Here is a 17,012-nt window from a genome sequence, read left to right on the forward strand (position 1 = left end):
GTGTCCGATCGTACATTAGATGAACAATAACTCAGCTAAGCCGCTGCTGGCAAAAATTCTCGAATTCGCTGCAAGTATGTTGCGGCATCCTCCAGCATCGGAAAGTGAGCCGTATTGGGAATTATAACAAATTCTACTTTTTTGCTGAGGGAGGCTGCTTGCTCTCCCATGACGGCGGGGATAATTTGGTCAAATTCTCCGGCAACAAGCAGTGTGGGAACACTCAGCCGCGCAAATTCTTGGGGCATTTCCTCGGCGGCTCTTTTGCTGACTGCCGTCACCATTGTACCTATAGCAGCTTGCTCGTCTGCCATCAAAAAATCCTTGAGAAACGCCAGACTGACCTCTGTGGGCAGGGAACGGCGCAAAAACCGGGCCATAAATAGCCGATCGGCAAAGGGGATGGATGCCAACCAAGAGGGTCTAAATTTTACCACATAGCCACCGAATTTGTGAAAAGTTGTAAAAGATTTTTCATCGTATTCAAAAATCCCGCTGCAAGTGAGAATTGCTTTTTCTACTTTTTCGGGGTAAAGGTTGAGAAATAAAGTAGCAATTGATGCACCTGTGGAGTGAGCATTGAGAAAGACACGGCTTAAATTCAGAGATTCTAATAATTCCGCTAAGTCCCGGGCGTAGGTTTCGAGTTCGTAGCTGGACTCAGGAGGCTCTTTCGGCAAGGGCGATCGACCAAAACCTCTCATATCGTAAAGTAAACAATCAAAATCATCAGCAATAGCTCGTGCCGTGCTTTCCCAGTAGCGCGCTGATCCCGCCCAGCCGTGGAGAAATACCATCACTGGTTTCCCGCTAGGTTGGGTACTGTTATCTGCAGTTATCCACTCGTAATAGTGTTCTACACCGCGAATTGAAATGAAAGACATGATATTGATTTTGGATTCTTAGATTTTAGATTTTAGATTTTAACTCATAATTGTTCAGTAAATACGCAAATTCCCGACTTCTTTAAGAAGTCAGGAATCTCAAGAGTACATCTCTCAAAAAAATCTGCGTTAATCTGCGTCAATCCGCCCACATCTGCGGTCAAAAATTACCAACATAAAAACTAATCATAAATCTTAAGCAGCAGAAGCAGCCAGCCAAAATAAACCATCTACCAAAAGCGTGCTTAACACCGCGCCGCTAAACGCGCGCCAGTGCAGTTGCGTGCCGCGCAAACTCAGCAAACCGACTGTTAGCAACACAGCGATTAAAACGAGAGCCCAACCTATGCCCCAAGGAGTTTCAATTTGACCGATCGCACTTTGAAAAATCGGCATTGCTAATTCCGGTTCCGCGTGCATCACTTGTCGCCAGTAGGGCATCAACCCTGTTAAATAAAAATATAAATCAGTAATGGCAGTACCGAATAGGGAACCCAAGTAAAAATAGCTGCCCACTTTTCCCCAAGATTTGCCCAAGCACCAAATAGCAAAAGGTAAGCCAATTGATTCTATAGGTAGATGTAAAATAGGTTCCCATCTGAACCATCCCCAGTAGATAGAACCTGCCAGCCAGCATCCGGCAAATCCTAATAATAAATCTCCCCAAAGTTGGGTTTTGGGCCGGAAAATTAGAATTAAACTCAGAACGAACCAGGGGATAGTTGACAGCAAACTGATGGTGGGATATAAGCGAACTAACGGTGCTTGCACGAAGACTGGAATTGAGACTAAAAAGGCTGAGGCACTAAATATCAACCACTGTTTGATGGTGTTTGTTGTGCCTGAAGTGACAGAATTGTCGAGGCTGGCGATGGTGGCAATAGGTGCGATCGCGGATGATACTAAATTAAGATTAAACAACTGATTGGACTCCGTATTGTTTCAATAGGTGGACTAAAAATTTTGCTGCGGTTGTGGATGCGACAGTCTCAATCCCGGCGGCGGTTTGGCTGACGTGCCAGCCTTTTGCCGTTTGAGGAGCTCGCCATAAATCCAAATGTTCGATCGGCGGATCTGCATAAAAGCTTTCTCCACCGCCACCGAGAATTGCCGAACTCCAGTGCGTAAAGCGATCGTGGCTGATTCGGTGGATGGGAAAATTGCCCCCCAGGGGTACTCCCCAACCGTCTAAGGCAAAAAATGCCCCGACTTTGCCGCCGAGTTGCTGCCACATCCAAGCCGCCCCGATCGCCCCTGCTACTCCTGCCGAAAAGCTGACAAATACTAGACTTTCTCCAGCTAACTCTTCGCTGCACAAAAAGTGCAATATGTCAAGAGCTGAAAAAGGGGGATATTTATGAGCGGGAAAAATCTTGACACGATCAACTATTTGCTGATTTTGGCGATCGGCTGCCAGTCCCCAAAGCCCCGAAAGTCCCGCCAGGAAACAGTCGGTTAGCTTTGGTTCGTGGACTCCGGGGCAAATTACCAGTCTCATAGTTCGTCAAGAAAGTTAATATAGTTCGCAACATAACTTTATCATATACCTACTATATCATATACTACCCCAGGGGATAGGGTGTTAAACTTATAATAGAGTCAAGTTTGAAGAGTATCCCCCCAAGTTAAAAGCTGGGAACGCTCCAAACAGCTTTAATCTGAGGCAAGGTCAGGGAGTCTTAAGAAAACATGAAAGTTATCCCCCCCGGCCCCATTCCCTGTCAAGCTTAGCAAAGCCTGATTCTAGTTTTAAGCAGTTCTGTATTTAGATTTAACTTTTCTGGCGGCGTCGAAGCCGACCCCACAAAAGCTTAAAGAAACAGGATTGTGAAAATTAGAGGCCTGCCAGTTTAGCTTCCCTACGAATTTCGGGTCAGGGTCAAAAAACCGACTTAGGACTGATGCTCATCAATCCGGTTTCTAGGATAAATAAGAGGTTTGACCGGGAAATATGGGCCAAGAAACCGGGAATCAGCCCCGCGCACGTCAGTCGTGCGATCGATCGCACACAATGAAAAATCTCCCATTCCCCCTTCATCCTGCCTGGATCTCTTAGAATAAATAAAATTGAGGAATACAAAGTGGTTGCTTCTCCAGAAAAAATCGAGTTCAAAACATCTGCAGCACCCGCAAGTAACGATCGCGTTGCTGTATTGCTGATGGGTTACGGCGAAGTCGAAAGCTACGACGATTTTGCCAACTACAACGAACAAGCTTTAAATTTGCTTACGGCAAAGTTTGCGCCAGTACCGCTTTGGATTTATCCGCCGCTGGCGAAGATTTTAGCAATCTTTGACTTGCACGAGTGGAGTCACCAACACGGTCAATTCGTTTCGCCGCACAATGCTATTTTTGAACAGCAGCGCGCTGGGATTGAAAATAATTTACAGGAGAAATGGGGCGATAAAGTAAAAGTGTTCAAAGCTTTTAACTTTTGCGCGCCGTTTTTGCCGGAACAAGTAATCCCTCAAATTCAAGCAGAAGGATTTGACAAAATTCTGATTTATCCGCTGTTGGTTGTTGATTCTGTTTTCACCAGCGGCATTGCAGTCGAACAGGTGAATAAAGCTTTAGCACAAACCTTTGATGGTAAGGAACATTGGGTAAAAGGACAGCGCTACATTCCTTCTTTTTACGATGAACCTGCTTACATCCAGCTAATGGCGGATTTGGTTGAAGAGGAAATTAAGAACGATTTAGCTGTAGCGCATTTGCCATCTCAGATTGGGATTGTGCTGATGAATCACGGTTGTCCGCACAAGGCGAAGGGATTTACTTCGGGTATTGTAGAAAGTCAAGCTTTGTACGATCGCGTGCGTGAACGTTTGATGTATCGCTATCCTTTGATTTCGGTGGGTTGGCTGAACCACGACACACCGCTGATTGAATGGACACAGCCGGATGCGACGTTGGCTGCGAAGAATTTGATTGATTTGGGTGCAACTGCGATCGTCTTTATGCCGATCGGATTTGCGACAGAAAATCACGAAACTTTGTTAGATGTAGACCACATTATTGAGTCTTTGCAGAAACAGCGTCAAGGAGTTACTTACCGCAAATTGCCTTGCGTTAACGACCATCCAGAGTTTCTGAAAATGGCGGCCGAGTGGGCAAATCCGCAGATTGAAGCGTTGTTGAGTGAGACTGCGGTTGCTGTTAATCCGAGTTTGGCTTCGGCGCAGCGCGAGCACAGTCATTCTCATGAAGGACACGGGCATTCTCATGGGGCTCATGGTCATTCTCATGGTGATCACGGGCATTCTCATGGTGATCACGGGCATTCTCATGGCGGGCACGGGCATTCTCACGGCGGGCACGGGCACAGTCACTAATAGGACTTGGGCCTGAGAGCTCAGAAACCGGGTTTTTTGCGAAGATACTGCATGGAAATGGCAGATTTAGTGAAAAACCCGGTTTCTTTTGTTGGGGTGCGTAGGTCGAAATTTGGGCGAAAAGGGCGATCGGCCTTTGTTTTTTTAGAGAAAGGGCGAGCGAACTTTTGACTCTCTGGTTTATCGCACTTATTCCGGTTCCTGGAAAATATAATTAACTGGTTGACTTTGGGAAGTGGGTAAACAAAGTGGCACAATATCCGTCACTAATGTTAAACCCCTAACCCCTAGTTAAACAACGATAGAACCTTCAGTTATTCCTCACCCTCAAGAAATTGTCGAGCCACCCGTCCCCAATCAACACGAGCATCCTGTGCCTTATTGCGCCGGGGCCCATCAGGTTGCTCATCCTCATACCGCGCCCAAGCCATCAATAACAATTTCAAACCTTCGAGACAATTTGTTAGACGAGAGCGAAGTGTTTCAGGATCTACGCCTTCTACCTCTTCTTCTAAAACCTCGACAAGGTTTTTGTACGCAGAATGGTTAGCGTTCAAAAATATCATAATTGCACCTCCTCCCCTTTCCACAGAAAAAAAAGCAGCAGTTTCTATATCTGCTTTTCTAAAAGTGTACTTCAAACCATCAGAAACGGTTTTTGCAGCTAACTCTTCAGCTTCAGATGGGAGAACACCTCTATCTATTAATTTGCTTTCAATAATTTCCTTTCGCTCCTCTAAAGGAAGTGACTCATCCTTGTCGCTCTGCCCTTGGTGTCCCTCTTTCTTCCGTTCTTCTGTCACCTCAGTTGCCACTTTCTCGGCCAAAGGGCCTTGATGCCGCTTTTGTCCACTGCGTGAATCAGGCATTTGTGCATTAATCTGATTTCGCATAGTTGCTATATTTTTATGGAGCTTATAAGCAAGGTTTATTAATGGGCCTCTGGGGTCTCCTTCTTGGATTAGTTCTTCTTGGAGTTCAATAATTGTTTTTCCATCTCTTAGCATGGATTCGATATCTAGATTCGCCAGTTCTGAAAAGTTACGGGCAGATTGCTTATTGTTAGTGACCCCAAACAAGTCGTCAAGTGTTGGGGGAAATTCTATCTCGACCCCCCACCATCGCTCTGTAGCTCTTTTCTGTGCCCAAGACTCGTCTAGTTCCAATTCACGCCCTGCACGAACTACTGAAACGCCCACATTCTTAGCAGCGTGCTTTCCATGCGGAAGATTACCAGGAGTCTTTCCTGGCCGGGCTTCCTCCTTAGCATAAGAAAAACGAATTTTTACTTCGTGCTCGCGGTCACGAAACTCAATGGTAACAGTTGTCTCATAGCTGTTTTCTTCTGGCCACGGATGAAACATTGGCGTTTGGTCAAAAGGATCTGGGCAAGAAGTCTTTGCCATGAGATAACCCGGATCGTTCGGCTGTGCAAATTTTTCTACCATGATTTTGGTAGGTTCATTAATATCAAAAGTTGCCATACGAATGACTACTTTTCCAATATCTAAAAATTTTCGATACATTCGTCCAATCACGAACTCGGAATTTTCGATGATTGTCTTACCAGTCTTCCACATACAGCGATCGATATCTGACCAGACAACTAATGTTCCCGTCTCTCCAAAACCTGTTGTGACTTTTTCCCAAATCTCAGGGATAGGGCGCTTCTGAGGTTCGGGAACTTCAGTAAGCTGCTTGTTTTTGATTTCCTTCAAATCTAGATATGTGTAAATTGCATTTTCTACACCACTCTGCCAAGTCCAAACCTCCACCCGTTTACACTGGGAAATTGAAGAGCAGGGCAACCCCATACCAAAGCGCCCCATTCCTGTATGTTTGTCTTCTGCTAGATAGGTTCCGTTGCCGAACTGTAAAGCCATTCGCAAAACAGTGGAATCCATGCCGCTTCCATTATCTAAAACAGCGATTTGATGAATGCGAGAACGACGGCGCTGTTCTAGCTGAGTTTCTTTCTCAGCACAGAGAACTTCTACCCCAGTAGCTTTCGCTTGAATAGAATTATCTATCAGTTCTGCTAGTGCATAGGAAGCGTTTTTATAACCGTTGTCACGCATGGCCTGAACAACTAAATGTACCGGAACAATATCATGTTGTTTCGTCATTTTAATCTCCAAATGTCTTCCCAATTGTTAAAAGCATCGGCAACACTGCCAAAGCCAGGTAAGTCTGTGTCTACTACAGTAACAATCTCAGCTTGCTCATTGCCACCTGCTTTAAGTCCGCGAATAGCACGTCCAACCATCTGGCTGTATAAAACAAGCGACTTGGTGGGACGAGCAATCACGGCGGCACTGGTTCGCGGGGCATCAAATCCTGTTGTAAGAACGCCATAATTACAGATAATCTTAGTTTCTGGACTGTCCTCTTTAAACCTCGCAATGATTCGCTCTCTTTCTGAAGCAGGAGTTTTGGCAGTTACAGCGGATGCTTGCCAATTTCTAGCTTTCAGCACAGCGGCTAGAAGTTTTGAGTGTTCTACAGATATGGCAAACACCAAAATACGCTTGTGGGTCTTTGCCAAATCTTCAATTTCCAAAATAATGCGGAGATTGCGCTGTTCGTTTTGAGCTAGGCGAGTCAGAATATTTTTTGGTAACTCTAACTCTTCTTCAATACGCTTCAAGTCGTTATTAGATAAATTTAATCCACTCTGGTGTAGCAAAGGTCGGTATTCTACTCGTGCCAAGTATTGCTCTGACACTAGGTAGTCTACTGGATTCTCGTAGCCAGGAACCTCCAAAGTAACCTTGCGCTGTGCAAAGAATTCAGCTAACTCTTCGTCAGCACTAATGTCTGCCCAAGTGCGGCCTGGTGTAGCTGTTAACCCAAGCAGTGCTGTGTGTTCGTATGGTAAAACGAGAGAATCGAGGACTAGCTTGTAAGTTTCTGCAATGGCTTGATGGGCTTCATCAATAATGACAAGAGAAGAACGATAACCTAATTTGTTAATGAATTGAATGCTACGTTTAGCACGACTGTAAAGCTTGGAAAGACCTGCAACTACTATGCCATCCCGCACCTGATCAAGATCGAGTTCGTGATTCCCCCAAAAACGATAGATGGATAAATCTCGATCGCCCAAATATTTCCAGGCGCGTTGAAACTCGGCGACGGCTTGTTCGCAAAGTTCTTCACTGTATGCCAGCCATACGACTAAAGTAGGCTCTTGCGATCGCAGGCGATCGGCGATAATGTGCATTGCCGTGCGTGTCTTTCCCGATCCGGTGGGCATATGAAGCAGAACACGCCGAGGTTCTTTTTGGAGATACTGTTTGACTTTGCCTGCTGCACTACGCTGATGAGCAAACAAAGCGTATTGAGGTGCAGCCAGATCCGATGAGGGTGTTTCTTCAGATTCCTCAGTTGATGGCACAACCAATTCAAAAAAGTCGAAAAGGGCACGTTCGCGTTCTGAGCCGCGACGTATTTTGACTTCTTTCAGCGCTTGAAAGACATCTTCATTGTCTGAAGCTGACAAAATTGTAGCGAGAATTTCAGCTTGTTTGGGTCGTAATAATTCAAATAGGATAGTGCGAGTGTCTTTTGATAAAAGCAGGCTTTCACGAGAGTAAATACTCACCAAGACTTCACGCAGATTAGTGGGAGTTGCTAGGCGACTATCTAAAAGCTTCACTAAACTGAAAGCTGAACTGCCAAATAGATTCTCTAGCGTTTCTTCACTTGCTCGTGACAGTAGATCATCAAAATTCAAAGGATGCACCCCTCGTATATATAATAATCGTCATAGCTAACAAGCTAAGCAGGGCAGCTCATCATCTTCGCTGCCCAGTAAGTTCTCTAGCTAACTTTATTGATTTGCAATCGCCCCAACCAACTTATCAATCTCCGCCTCAGTTGTAAAATAGTGAACACAAGCCCGCACACAATCAGGATTAAGAATAGTCCTTACCATAATTCCCTGTTTTTCCAACAAATCGACAAGCTTTTTGTGCGGCATCCCATTAGTTAATCTAAACGAAACTAAACCCGCTTCCGGCGCAGATTTCCGCAAACATTCCACATTGGGAAGTTCCGACAAACGCTCCCAGAGATACTTGCTCAAACGGCAGATTTCTGCATACCTTTCCTCGATCGTACCCCATTCATGTTGCAGGGCGATCGCACTCCGCAAACCCGCATACAAAGGATAAGCCGAAGTCGCAATTTCATAGCGCTGCGATCCAGGCTTCCACCCAAGCACTTTAGCATTAGCATCCGTCACAATTCCCCGCCAACCGATAAACACCGGATGCAAATCTGCCAAAGCTTCAGCACTCACATAAAGTCCCCCCAAACCTTCCGGGCCGCACCACCATTTGTGACCAGTAAAAGCATAAAAATCAACCCCAGATTCAATCAAATTCAAAGGCAAAACCCCCACAGATTGAGCCGCATCAACTAATACTCTAACTTTGTGCTTCTTTGCAGGCAATTCCTCTTGTCCCCCCCCTTGAATCAGGGACAAATCCTCTTGCCCATCCCCTTGAACCAGGGAAAACTCCTCTTGTCCCCCCCCTTGGGAAGGGGGGGTTAGGGGGGGTTCATGACACACTTTCACAATCTCAGCCAGAGGCAAAACTTGGCCAGTATTCCACAAAATGTGACTGATAACCAACAAGCGAGTATTTGGCCGCAAACTATCAGCAATCACCGCCACCGGATCACCCTCATTCAAAGTTGCCGCCAACGGACAAATCGAAACCTCAATGTTGAAACGGCGCTGAAGTTCCATTACACTAGCTACAATGCCGTGGTGCTCGCAGTCAGAAAGCAGCAAATGGTCGCCCGCTTTCCAGTCAATGCCCCACAGTGCAATATTGCAGCCGACGGTGACATCTTCAGTCAGGGCGATGGTTTCAGGAGGTACCGTCAACTCAGATGCGATCGCACGTCGCGTCAGCATCGCCTCCTGAACCACCCAAGCCCCCACTTCCCCCGAAAACGGCCCCCCAAGCTGCACCCGTTTGTAAGCCTGATAAATCGCGTCTAAAGCAGGCTCAGGCAGCGGCCCTTGTCCGCCGTAGTTAAAATAAGCTTTATTGGCCAAAGCTGGGAATTGTTGCCGGTGATTGTCCTTTGTCATTTTTTTTTGGGAATTATTGATAGCGTTAATATTGAATAACTAATGCTGTGAATTTTATACCTTTTGCCTGATACTCTATGCCTTGCGAATACTAAATGTTAATAACTGACAAACTGCTACTTTCCTATCAGCGATGCCATCTCCGAGCATTTTTAGACACCTGGGGAGACTGGAAACAACTAGACCCCCCCAGCGACTTTCTGCTGAAACTGATGCGCGACAGCGCCGCATACCAGCAGCAAGCTTTGGAAAACGAGACTTACCAACAACCATATTATCCTAGAGGGGATTGGGAAGCCGGCGCGGCCGCTACATTGAGTTTAATGCAGCAAGGGGTCGATCGCATTTACCGAGGAGTTCTGATCCAGGGCGAATTCGGCCAAACCAACGCCGCAACAACTTCTATGGTAGGAATTGACAGTCAATATTTCCCAGAATTTGGCGAAATCCCCGAAACTCCCGTTCATCTTTCATCCTCCAATCTTCCCTCTTCAAACATTACCCTAATTAGCCGCCCCCATTTATTAATCAAAAAGCCGGGACAATCAAAATTTGGCGATTGGAGTTATATTACTGCGGATATTTGGCTTAGCAAGCGACCAAAACAAGAGTATCAAATTATCGCAGCTTTTCACGCCCAAGTTTTAGCTTCAGTGCAGGAAACAATGCCCGATACTGCGTGGCTAATGCTGCGAAAAAAAGGGCTGTGGGCGGTGAATCTCGACCAGCGAACTCCTCAGATGTTCGAGATTTTAGACAACTGCATTCAGATGATAGAAAATCGGGATAAACCAGAGGTGTTTATTTCCCGGCAAAAGTGCAATCTTTGCGGTTGGTATACTCTCTGTCACGCCGAAGCCAAATCTATTAAACATCTTTCGTTATTGCCGGGAGTTACTGCCAGCCGCTATGCTAGACTAAAAACTCTCGAAATTACAGATGTAGAAGCTCTCGCTAATGCTAGTTCCGAACTGCTGGCTGAGTATCCAGAATTCCCTGACAGAGTTGCTTTTGATGTTGTGCAGCAAGCTCAATCGCACTTGCTAAATCAACCGCTGTTGCGGGAAGAAGGAAGTTCGGCAACGGATTTCGTAACGGATGTAACGGATAGAAGTTCGGCAACGGATTTTGTAACGGATGTAACGGATAGAAGTTCGGCAGCGAAAGCTGTAGGGGATTTAACGGATGGAGGTGTGAGGAAAGAAGGAAGAAGGGAAGAGGCAGAAGTTAATCAATTTATAATTATACCAGAAGTGGTTGAGAATAGTTTAGCAAAAGTTAATCTTGTTCTGGAAAAGACTACAGAAAATAAACCTGCCACATCTTCTATACCTGCGCCAATTCTCCGCAAGAAACCAATTCCCTATTCCCAATCTGTGTTTTTGCCGATCGCCCCAATCGAACTCTACTTTGATATTGAAGCGGAACCAGAGTTAAACTTAGATTACCTCCACGGAGTCTTAGTTGTTGACAGGTACAACAATACGGAAAAATTCCACGGCTTTTTAGCAGAATCAGCAGCAGAGGAAGGTGCAATCTGGGAGCAATTTTTAGAATTAATGTGGACTTATCCCATTGCTCCGATTTTCCACTTTTGCGACTACGAAGTCAAGACTTTTAAGCGGCTGGCTAAACTTTACAATACTCCAGCTTATTTGTGGAAACCCGTGCTGAAACGGTTTGTAGATATTCACAAACAAGTGACGCAAAAGGCGATTATGCCGGTGGAAAGTTACGCACTCAAACCAATTGCCCGCTGGCTGGGTTTTGACTGGCGAGATGCTAAGGCTAATGGTGCTCAGTGCGTCTGCTGGTATGACGATTGGCTCAGAACTGGCGATCGATCGCTCTTGGAGGCGATCGTCCGCTACAATGAGGACGACTGTCGTGCTACTTATGTGGTTAAAGATTGGTTGACAAATTTTTTGCTGAATCATGAGCCGTGATTTTTAGATTTTATGAACCGCGAAGGCGCGAAGGAAGAAAGGGAAAAAGATAGATAATAATGTATTGATTGGTAAAATGCGAAAGCTAGCAAAAACAACTATATTTATTGTCTGTTTTTTGATGGCAGCCAGTGTTGCTATTTGGGTAAACCAGTCAGCCAAATCTTTCGCTGTTACGAAAATAGATTTTATCGGCAGAGCAATATTTCCTACAGGTTCTCCGTTTCAGGGGACGGAAATTGGCGGACTTTCGGGCATTACTTATGATGCCGAGAAACAAGTCTATTATGCCATTTCTGATGACCGCAGCAGCAAGGCTCCGGCGCGCTTCTATACTCTCAAAATTAACTTGCAATCTGGGAAACTGGAAAAAGAGCAAGTTACTTTTACGGGAGTCACTACTTTATTAGATGAAAACGGTAAAGGTTTTCCTGAATTAAGTTTAGATCCGGAAGGGATAGCTTTTACTGGCAATAGCGTGTTTGTTTCTTCTGAGGGAGATGTCGATCGCCAAATAAATCCTTTTATCAAAGAGTTCTCCCTCGATGGTAAACTCCTGAAGACGCTGGCAATTCCTGAACAGTTTTTGCCAGACTACAAAGGCAGTAAAGGCATCCGCAACAATCTCGCTTTTGAAAGTTTAACTTTAACGCCCGATCGCAAATACCTATTTACAGCTACCGAAAACGCCTTGGTTCAAGATGGCGCCGTAGCTTCCCTGGAAACCGGGAGCCCGTGCCGGATTTTGCGCTACGATGCGGTGAGTGGCAATCCAGAAGCATCGTTTCTCTACATCACGGAACCGCTACCCGCTGGTGCGAATCCTGTGGGAAAATTAACTAGCAACGGTTTAGTGGATTTATTGGCGATCGACGATAACCGCTTGCTGAGTTTAGAGCGTGCTTTCTCCCTGGAAACCGGCACAACTATCAGAATTTATGAGATTTCTCTGGAAAAGGGCGATCGTATTGAAGCACTCGAAAGCCTCAAAAGCCGTCTCAGCGAGGTTTCTCCCGCTCAAAAACGCCTGCTGCTGGATTTGGAAACCCTGAAAATTCCCCTAGACAACATTGAGGGGTTGACATTTGGCCCCGCCCTGGCGGATGCTAGCAGAGGTCTGATTTTGGTGAGCGACAACAACTTCAATCCGCTGCAAGAGACTCAGATTTTGGGCTTCCAAATAAAAGTTCAAAAAACCTCTTGACAAAAGGTGAAGTGATAGGCATAATAGAAATTGTGCCTGAAAAAACGGCAAAACGAGGGACAGTAGTTCAATTGGTTAGAGCACCGCCCTGTCACGGCGGAAGTTGCGGGTTCGAGCCCCGTCTGTCCCGTTCTCTCGTAAATCGAAAGTTTAAAATACAAAGTTTAAGCTTTTGGTATTTTATTAATTGAGTAAGGAGGAGCGAAATATGACTGTTACGCTCATTAACCCCTCACCGGAAAAAACGACACAACGGATAGTATTATCTAATATCAGTTGGCAGACTTACGAAAGCTTATTAGCAGAAGCAGGAGACAAGAGATCCTCGCGATTTTCATATTCTCAAAGAGTCTTAGAAATTCTCATGCCATCCGACTTGCATGAAACTATTAACTGTTTGCTCAAACGGATTGTTACAGCTTTGACTGAGGAGTTGGACTTGAAGATTAAGGGATTTGGTTCGACGACTCTCAACCGTGAAGATTTAGAACAAGGTGCAGAACCAGATTCGTGTTTTTATATCCAAAATGTCGATCGCATTCTAGGAAGAAGGCTTGACATCTCAACCGCTCCTCCTCCAGACTTGGTAATTGAAGTTGATATTACCAGTCCTTCTTCTAATCGATTTGTAGTTTACACACAGCTAGAAATCCCTGAAGTTTGGCGGTATCGGGGACAAACTGTACAAATTTATCAATTGCAAAATCGGGAATATATTACCTGCGATCGCAGTCCGACATTTCCCATCCTTTCTGTAGCAATGCTCAATCAATTCTTGCAGATGGCAGAAACTCAAGATGACAATGCCATAATTCGGTCTTTGCGTCAATGGGCGAACGAGCAGTTGCGATCACCCGAAAATGAGCAATAATACTAAACTTAATTTAACTAATTCCTTTCTCCCACGGACGATCGACTCCAAGCAGTGCTCAAAGGTGCGAGGAAATAAAGGGCCTGGCGATTTGATATGTCAGAACCAGGGCGATGGGCACGAGAATCGGAATGGCAACTAGCAGTCCCCATTTGCCAAACCTAAGTTTTTGACCGTCGGATTTGAACAGGAAAATCACAGCGGCAATTCCCATAAGTATCCAGAGACCACCGAAGCCCATGAAGACTGTATAGCCTGCATCTTGCATTTTTTTTGACCTTTAATAGTAGTCCATCTTGAATGTTAGTTGCAGTCTGTTTCTGCTGACATCTTCTGATAGACCGATCGCACTTACTAAATATGACTCATTTCGAGTTTGGTAGGCAGTGGCCTTGACTTTCGCACTCGATCCGCACAGTTTGATCGCTCATAATAGTTGCTAAATCCGGCCTTCCCGTCAGCTTCAGCCGCCAGTGGGCCCAAATTCCGTACAGCCAATTGGCGATCGCCCCGATCACTGGTAACTTAGTCACAGCATAAACCCAGCCCATACCTAAAATCTCGTAGGTGCGGCGAAAAACCTCCACATTTTTAACCGTCGTACCGTCGGGTAACACCCCGTGAATTAGCCCCATCGCCGTTTCGTAGTCGATTCCGCCGTGGGCCTCCGGGTTGTAGCCATCATCCGCGATATCCACAAACGACACTAAACCTCGCCCCGCGTCGCGTTTTTTTAAGAAATTAACCTCCCGCACGCACAGAGGACATTCACCGTCGTACAGCAACTCAATCTGCCAAGCAGGCGCAACAGAGTCGGGTGAGGGCGCTACAGATTCGGAAAACTCAGTTTTAGCAGCAGACATAGGGAAATATATTTTAATGTCGTCGATCGCACACAAACATTTTACAAGAATTATTTGGTAGCCCTACGGCAGTTATTTGGGTTGTGAAAAATAGTCCCAAAGGTGAATCCAGTCTTGGCCACCCGCAAGCTAATATCATCAAGATGCGCTCTGCTGCGTTGCCGGAGACGGTAGCCCGATCGCCCGATAGTCGAATATCAAACAATTCGAGGCAAAGCACCTGCCAAGCACAACTGTTAATTCGGCAACAAAATATAATAAAATTTAAAGTCTTAAACATCAGCTATTCCCCCAACCAGCAAATCGCCCCCAATCTAAAAGCAAAAATCTACATGAATGTCAGAGTCCGTCTAGCCCCCAGTCCCACCGGAAACCTACACATCGGTACCGCCAGAACCGCCGTATTCAACTGGCTGTTTGCCCGCAACCAAGGCGGCAAATTCATCCTGCGGGTAGAAGACACAGACGTAGAACGTTCTAAAAGCGAATACACCGATAACATCCTCGAAGGCCTCACCTGGCTGGGTATGGAGTGGGACGAAGGCCCGAGTTTTCAGTCACAGCGTCTGGAAATATACCGCCGAGCAGTCCAAACCCTTCTAGACAATGGACTCGCCTACCGCTGCTACACCACGTCGGAAGAACTCGACGAAATGCGGGAAGCACAAAAAGCCAACAAACAAGCCCCCCGCTACGACAACCGACACCGCAACTTGACAAGCAAAGAGCGCGCAGCTTTTGAAGGCGAAGGGCGACAAGCTGTGATTCGGTTTATCATCGACGACGATCGCACAATTTCTTGGAACGACATGGTGCGCGACACCGTAACCTGGAAAGGTAGCGACCTCGGCGGCGATATGGTAATTGCCAGGGCATCCAGCGGCGGCGTCATCGGCCAACCACTCTACAACCTCGCCGTAGTTGTCGATGACATCGACATGGGCATCACCCACGTCATCCGCGGCGAAGATCACATCGGCAATACTCCCAAACAAATATTGCTCTACGAAGCTTTGGGCGCGACAATCCCAGAATTTGGCCACACGCCGCTGATTTTAAACTCCCAAGGGCAAAAGCTTTCTAAACGCGACGGCGTAACCTCGATTTCTGACTTCAAAGATATGGGCTACCTGCCCGAAGCTTTAGTTAATTACATGACTTTGCTCGGTTGGACTCCGCCGGATTCAACGCAGGAAATATTTACACTGTCGGAAGCAGCAGAATTATTTACATTCTATCGAGTCAACAAAGCTGGTGCAAAATTTGATTGGGATAAACTCAATTGGCTAAACAGTCAATACCTGCACAAAATGCCAGTGCCGCAATTGACAGATTTGCTGATACCTTATTGGTGGCAGAAAGGCGGTTATCAGTTTGACTTGGAGGCAGACCGCCCCTGGCTCGAACAAATAGCTGCTTTAATCGGCCCGAGTCTCGTTCGCTTAACCGATGCTGTCGATATGTGTAAGGTATTCTTCTCCACCACCGTGGAATACGAAGAAGAAGCACTCGCACAATTGCAGCAAACAGGGGCGGCACAGGCTTTACAAGCAGTTGTAGAAGCTATGGAAAGTCATTCGTCCCTGACATCAGCGGAAGCTCAGAAAATCACTAAAAAGCTCAGTAAAGAGAAAAATCTTAACAAAGGGCTAATTATGCGATCGCTCAGAGCCGCTCTGACAGGTGCAATGCACGGCCCCGACCTGATAGAATCTTGGGTAATCCTTCACCAGCGAGGAACGGCTAAAACCCGTTTGCTTGATGCCATTAGCAACTTGAATGGGCCTGCTGTTGGTGTCGCGGACGAAACTCCTACCCCAGAACAACCACACGCAGAAACAGTCGCCGAAAGTTCTGCTACAGAACAGTCAGCAGTGGAGGTTTCAAAAGTCGAAACACCGACTCTTGAAACAGTCGAAACCCCGGTTGTTGAACCAGCAGCAGAGGTTTCAGAAGTGGAAAAACTTGCGATCGAAACAGTCGAAACGCCGACTGTCGAACAAGCAGTGGAAGTTACAGCAGTCGAAATACCGACTTCAGAAACAGGCGAAGTGTCGGCTCTTGAACCAACCGACGGGGAGGTTGCAGCAGTCGAAATACCGGCTCTTGAAACAGTCGCAGCAGCAGTTGAAATACCTGCCGCCAACCAGCAAAAAACTATTGCGAGTGGAGAAATGACTTCATCAAACGAACCAGAAACAACCGTTATCATCACCGAAGTTCCTGCCGGAAATGAAGCAGACAGTTCAAGCGGTACAACAAAGGTCATAATTACCGAAGAACCGCCAAGTCAGGCCCAGCAGATCAAAGAACAAATTATCTCAATTTTGTCCGAGTTTCCCGCTTACATCGGCAGCTTTTACGAGCAGTACAAAAGTCCCCTGACTGTTATCGGTGTAATTATAGCCTCGATTGTCTCTTTGAAAGTGCTTTTGGGCGTAATAGACGAACTCAACGACATCCCCCTGCTAGCACCCACATTCGAGCTAATTGGTATCGGATACACCGGGTGGTTTATCTACCGCTATTTGCTGCGATCGTCCAACCGGCAACAATTAGGTCAAGAAATTCAAGCCTTGAAAGAACAAGTTTTCGGCAAAAAGTCCTAATTTTTGCTGTAATTTGTTGAATTTGCGCCCGACATTGACAATTTTAAATAAGTTGTTAGTGTCGGGTTTTTAAATGACTAATGACTGTTGACTGTTGACTAAGGACTAATGACTAATGAGTATAGTAATTTCAAATAAATGTGAGACAAATGCAAGATGATGTAAAATTAAGAAAAATTGTTAACTCGGAGCCGAA

13 protein-coding genes, 1 tRNA gene and 1 pseudogene are annotated in these 17,012 nt (G+C 45.9%); 7 read left to right on the plus strand and 8 right to left on the minus strand.

Translation table 11 applies throughout. The features are described from left to right. Positions 1-35: 35 nt before the first annotated feature. From QUA07_RS27160 to QUA07_RS27170, 3 genes are all read right to left on the minus strand, one after another. Complete coding sequence (locus QUA07_RS27160; protein ID WP_333320167.1) at positions 36-884, minus strand: alpha/beta hydrolase; 849 nt, start codon at positions 882-884, stop codon at positions 36-38. A 195-nt stretch (positions 885-1,079) separates the two neighbouring features. Beyond that, on the minus strand, positions 1,080-1,805 hold the full coding sequence (locus QUA07_RS27165) for a DUF3120 domain-containing protein (protein ID WP_333331570.1): 726 nt from the start codon (positions 1,803-1,805) through the stop codon (positions 1,080-1,082). Further along, positions 1,798-2,382 carry a hypothetical protein gene (locus QUA07_RS27170; protein ID WP_333331573.1) on the minus strand — a complete coding sequence of 195 codons (585 nt, stop codon included), beginning with the start codon at positions 2,380-2,382 and terminating at the stop codon, positions 1,798-1,800. The genes QUA07_RS27165 and QUA07_RS27170 overlap by 8 nt, the downstream gene beginning before the upstream one ends. Positions 2,383-2,965: 583 nt before the next feature. On the opposite strand from QUA07_RS27170, the gene QUA07_RS27175 reads away from it, so the two are divergent. Beyond that, complete coding sequence (locus tag QUA07_RS27175; protein WP_333331576.1) at positions 2,966-4,216, plus strand: ferrochelatase; 1,251 nt, start codon at positions 2,966-2,968, stop codon at positions 4,214-4,216. 314 nt (positions 4,217-4,530) lie between these two features. On the opposite strand, the gene QUA07_RS27180 is transcribed toward QUA07_RS27175, so the two are convergent. The 3 genes from QUA07_RS27180 to QUA07_RS27190 form a co-directional block, all read right to left on the minus strand. Then, positions 4,531-6,342: an ATP-binding protein gene (locus tag QUA07_RS27180; protein WP_333331579.1), complete on the minus strand. Its 1,812-nt coding sequence runs from the start codon at positions 6,340-6,342 to the stop codon at positions 4,531-4,533. Continuing rightward, entirely contained in the window at positions 6,339-7,952 is a 1,614-nt protein-coding gene (locus tag QUA07_RS27185; protein WP_333331582.1) for a DEAD/DEAH box helicase, read from the minus strand. The genes QUA07_RS27180 and QUA07_RS27185 overlap by 4 nt, the downstream gene beginning before the upstream one ends. Before the next feature lie 96 nt (positions 7,953-8,048). Further along, positions 8,049-9,323: an aminotransferase class V-fold PLP-dependent enzyme gene (locus QUA07_RS27190; protein WP_333331585.1), complete on the minus strand. Its 1,275-nt coding sequence runs from the start codon at positions 9,321-9,323 to the stop codon at positions 8,049-8,051. Positions 9,324-9,418: 95 nt separating this feature from the next. Here QUA07_RS27190 and QUA07_RS27195 point away from each other — a divergent pair, with 95 nt between their 5' ends. The 4 genes from QUA07_RS27195 (at position 9,419) to QUA07_RS27210 (ending at position 13,344) form a co-directional block, all read left to right on the plus strand. Continuing rightward, positions 9,419-11,269, plus strand: coding sequence for a TM0106 family RecB-like putative nuclease (locus tag QUA07_RS27195; RefSeq protein ID WP_333331589.1), 1,851 nt, complete (start codon positions 9,419-9,421; stop codon positions 11,267-11,269). A 76-nt stretch (positions 11,270-11,345) separates the two neighbouring features. Then, a complete protein-coding gene (locus QUA07_RS27200) occupies positions 11,346-12,473 on the plus strand; it encodes an esterase-like activity of phytase family protein (RefSeq protein WP_333331592.1) in 1,128 nt (375 codons plus the stop codon). Positions 12,474-12,529: 56 nt separating this feature from the next. Further along, positions 12,530-12,603, plus strand: a tRNA-Asp gene (locus QUA07_RS27205). A 78-nt stretch (positions 12,604-12,681) separates the two neighbouring features. Beyond that, on the plus strand, positions 12,682-13,344 hold the full coding sequence (locus QUA07_RS27210; protein WP_333331595.1) for a Uma2 family endonuclease: 663 nt from the start codon (positions 12,682-12,684) through the stop codon (positions 13,342-13,344). A gap of 58 nt (positions 13,345-13,402) precedes the next feature. Here QUA07_RS27210 and QUA07_RS27215 read toward each other — a convergent pair whose 3' ends face one another. Together QUA07_RS27215 and QUA07_RS27220 are read right to left on the minus strand one after the other, a co-directional pair. Further along, on the minus strand, positions 13,403-13,612 hold the full coding sequence (locus QUA07_RS27215; RefSeq protein WP_333078845.1) for a hypothetical protein: 210 nt from the start codon (positions 13,610-13,612) through the stop codon (positions 13,403-13,405). A gap of 97 nt (positions 13,613-13,709) precedes the next feature. Then, the gene (locus QUA07_RS27220; protein WP_333331598.1) at positions 13,710-14,207 is read right to left on the minus strand and encodes a DUF393 domain-containing protein; all 498 of its coding nucleotides are present in this window, start codon (positions 14,205-14,207) and stop codon (positions 13,710-13,712) included. A 332-nt stretch (positions 14,208-14,539) separates the two neighbouring features. Here QUA07_RS27220 and gltX point away from each other — a divergent pair. Together gltX and QUA07_RS27230 are read left to right on the plus strand one after the other, a co-directional pair. Then, positions 14,540-15,982, plus strand: a pseudogene (gene gltX / locus QUA07_RS27225) (glutamate--tRNA ligase); the annotation flags it as partial. 399 nt (positions 15,983-16,381) lie between these two features. Then, entirely contained in the window at positions 16,382-16,816 is a 435-nt protein-coding gene (locus QUA07_RS27230) for a CAAD domain-containing protein (protein ID WP_333331601.1), read from the plus strand. Positions 16,817-17,012: the final 196 nt, after the last annotated feature.

Origin of the sequence: Microcoleus sp. T3_A4, assembly GCF_036700465.1 — a bacterium.
GTDB lineage: Bacteria > Cyanobacteriota > Cyanobacteriia > Cyanobacteriales > Microcoleaceae > Microcoleus.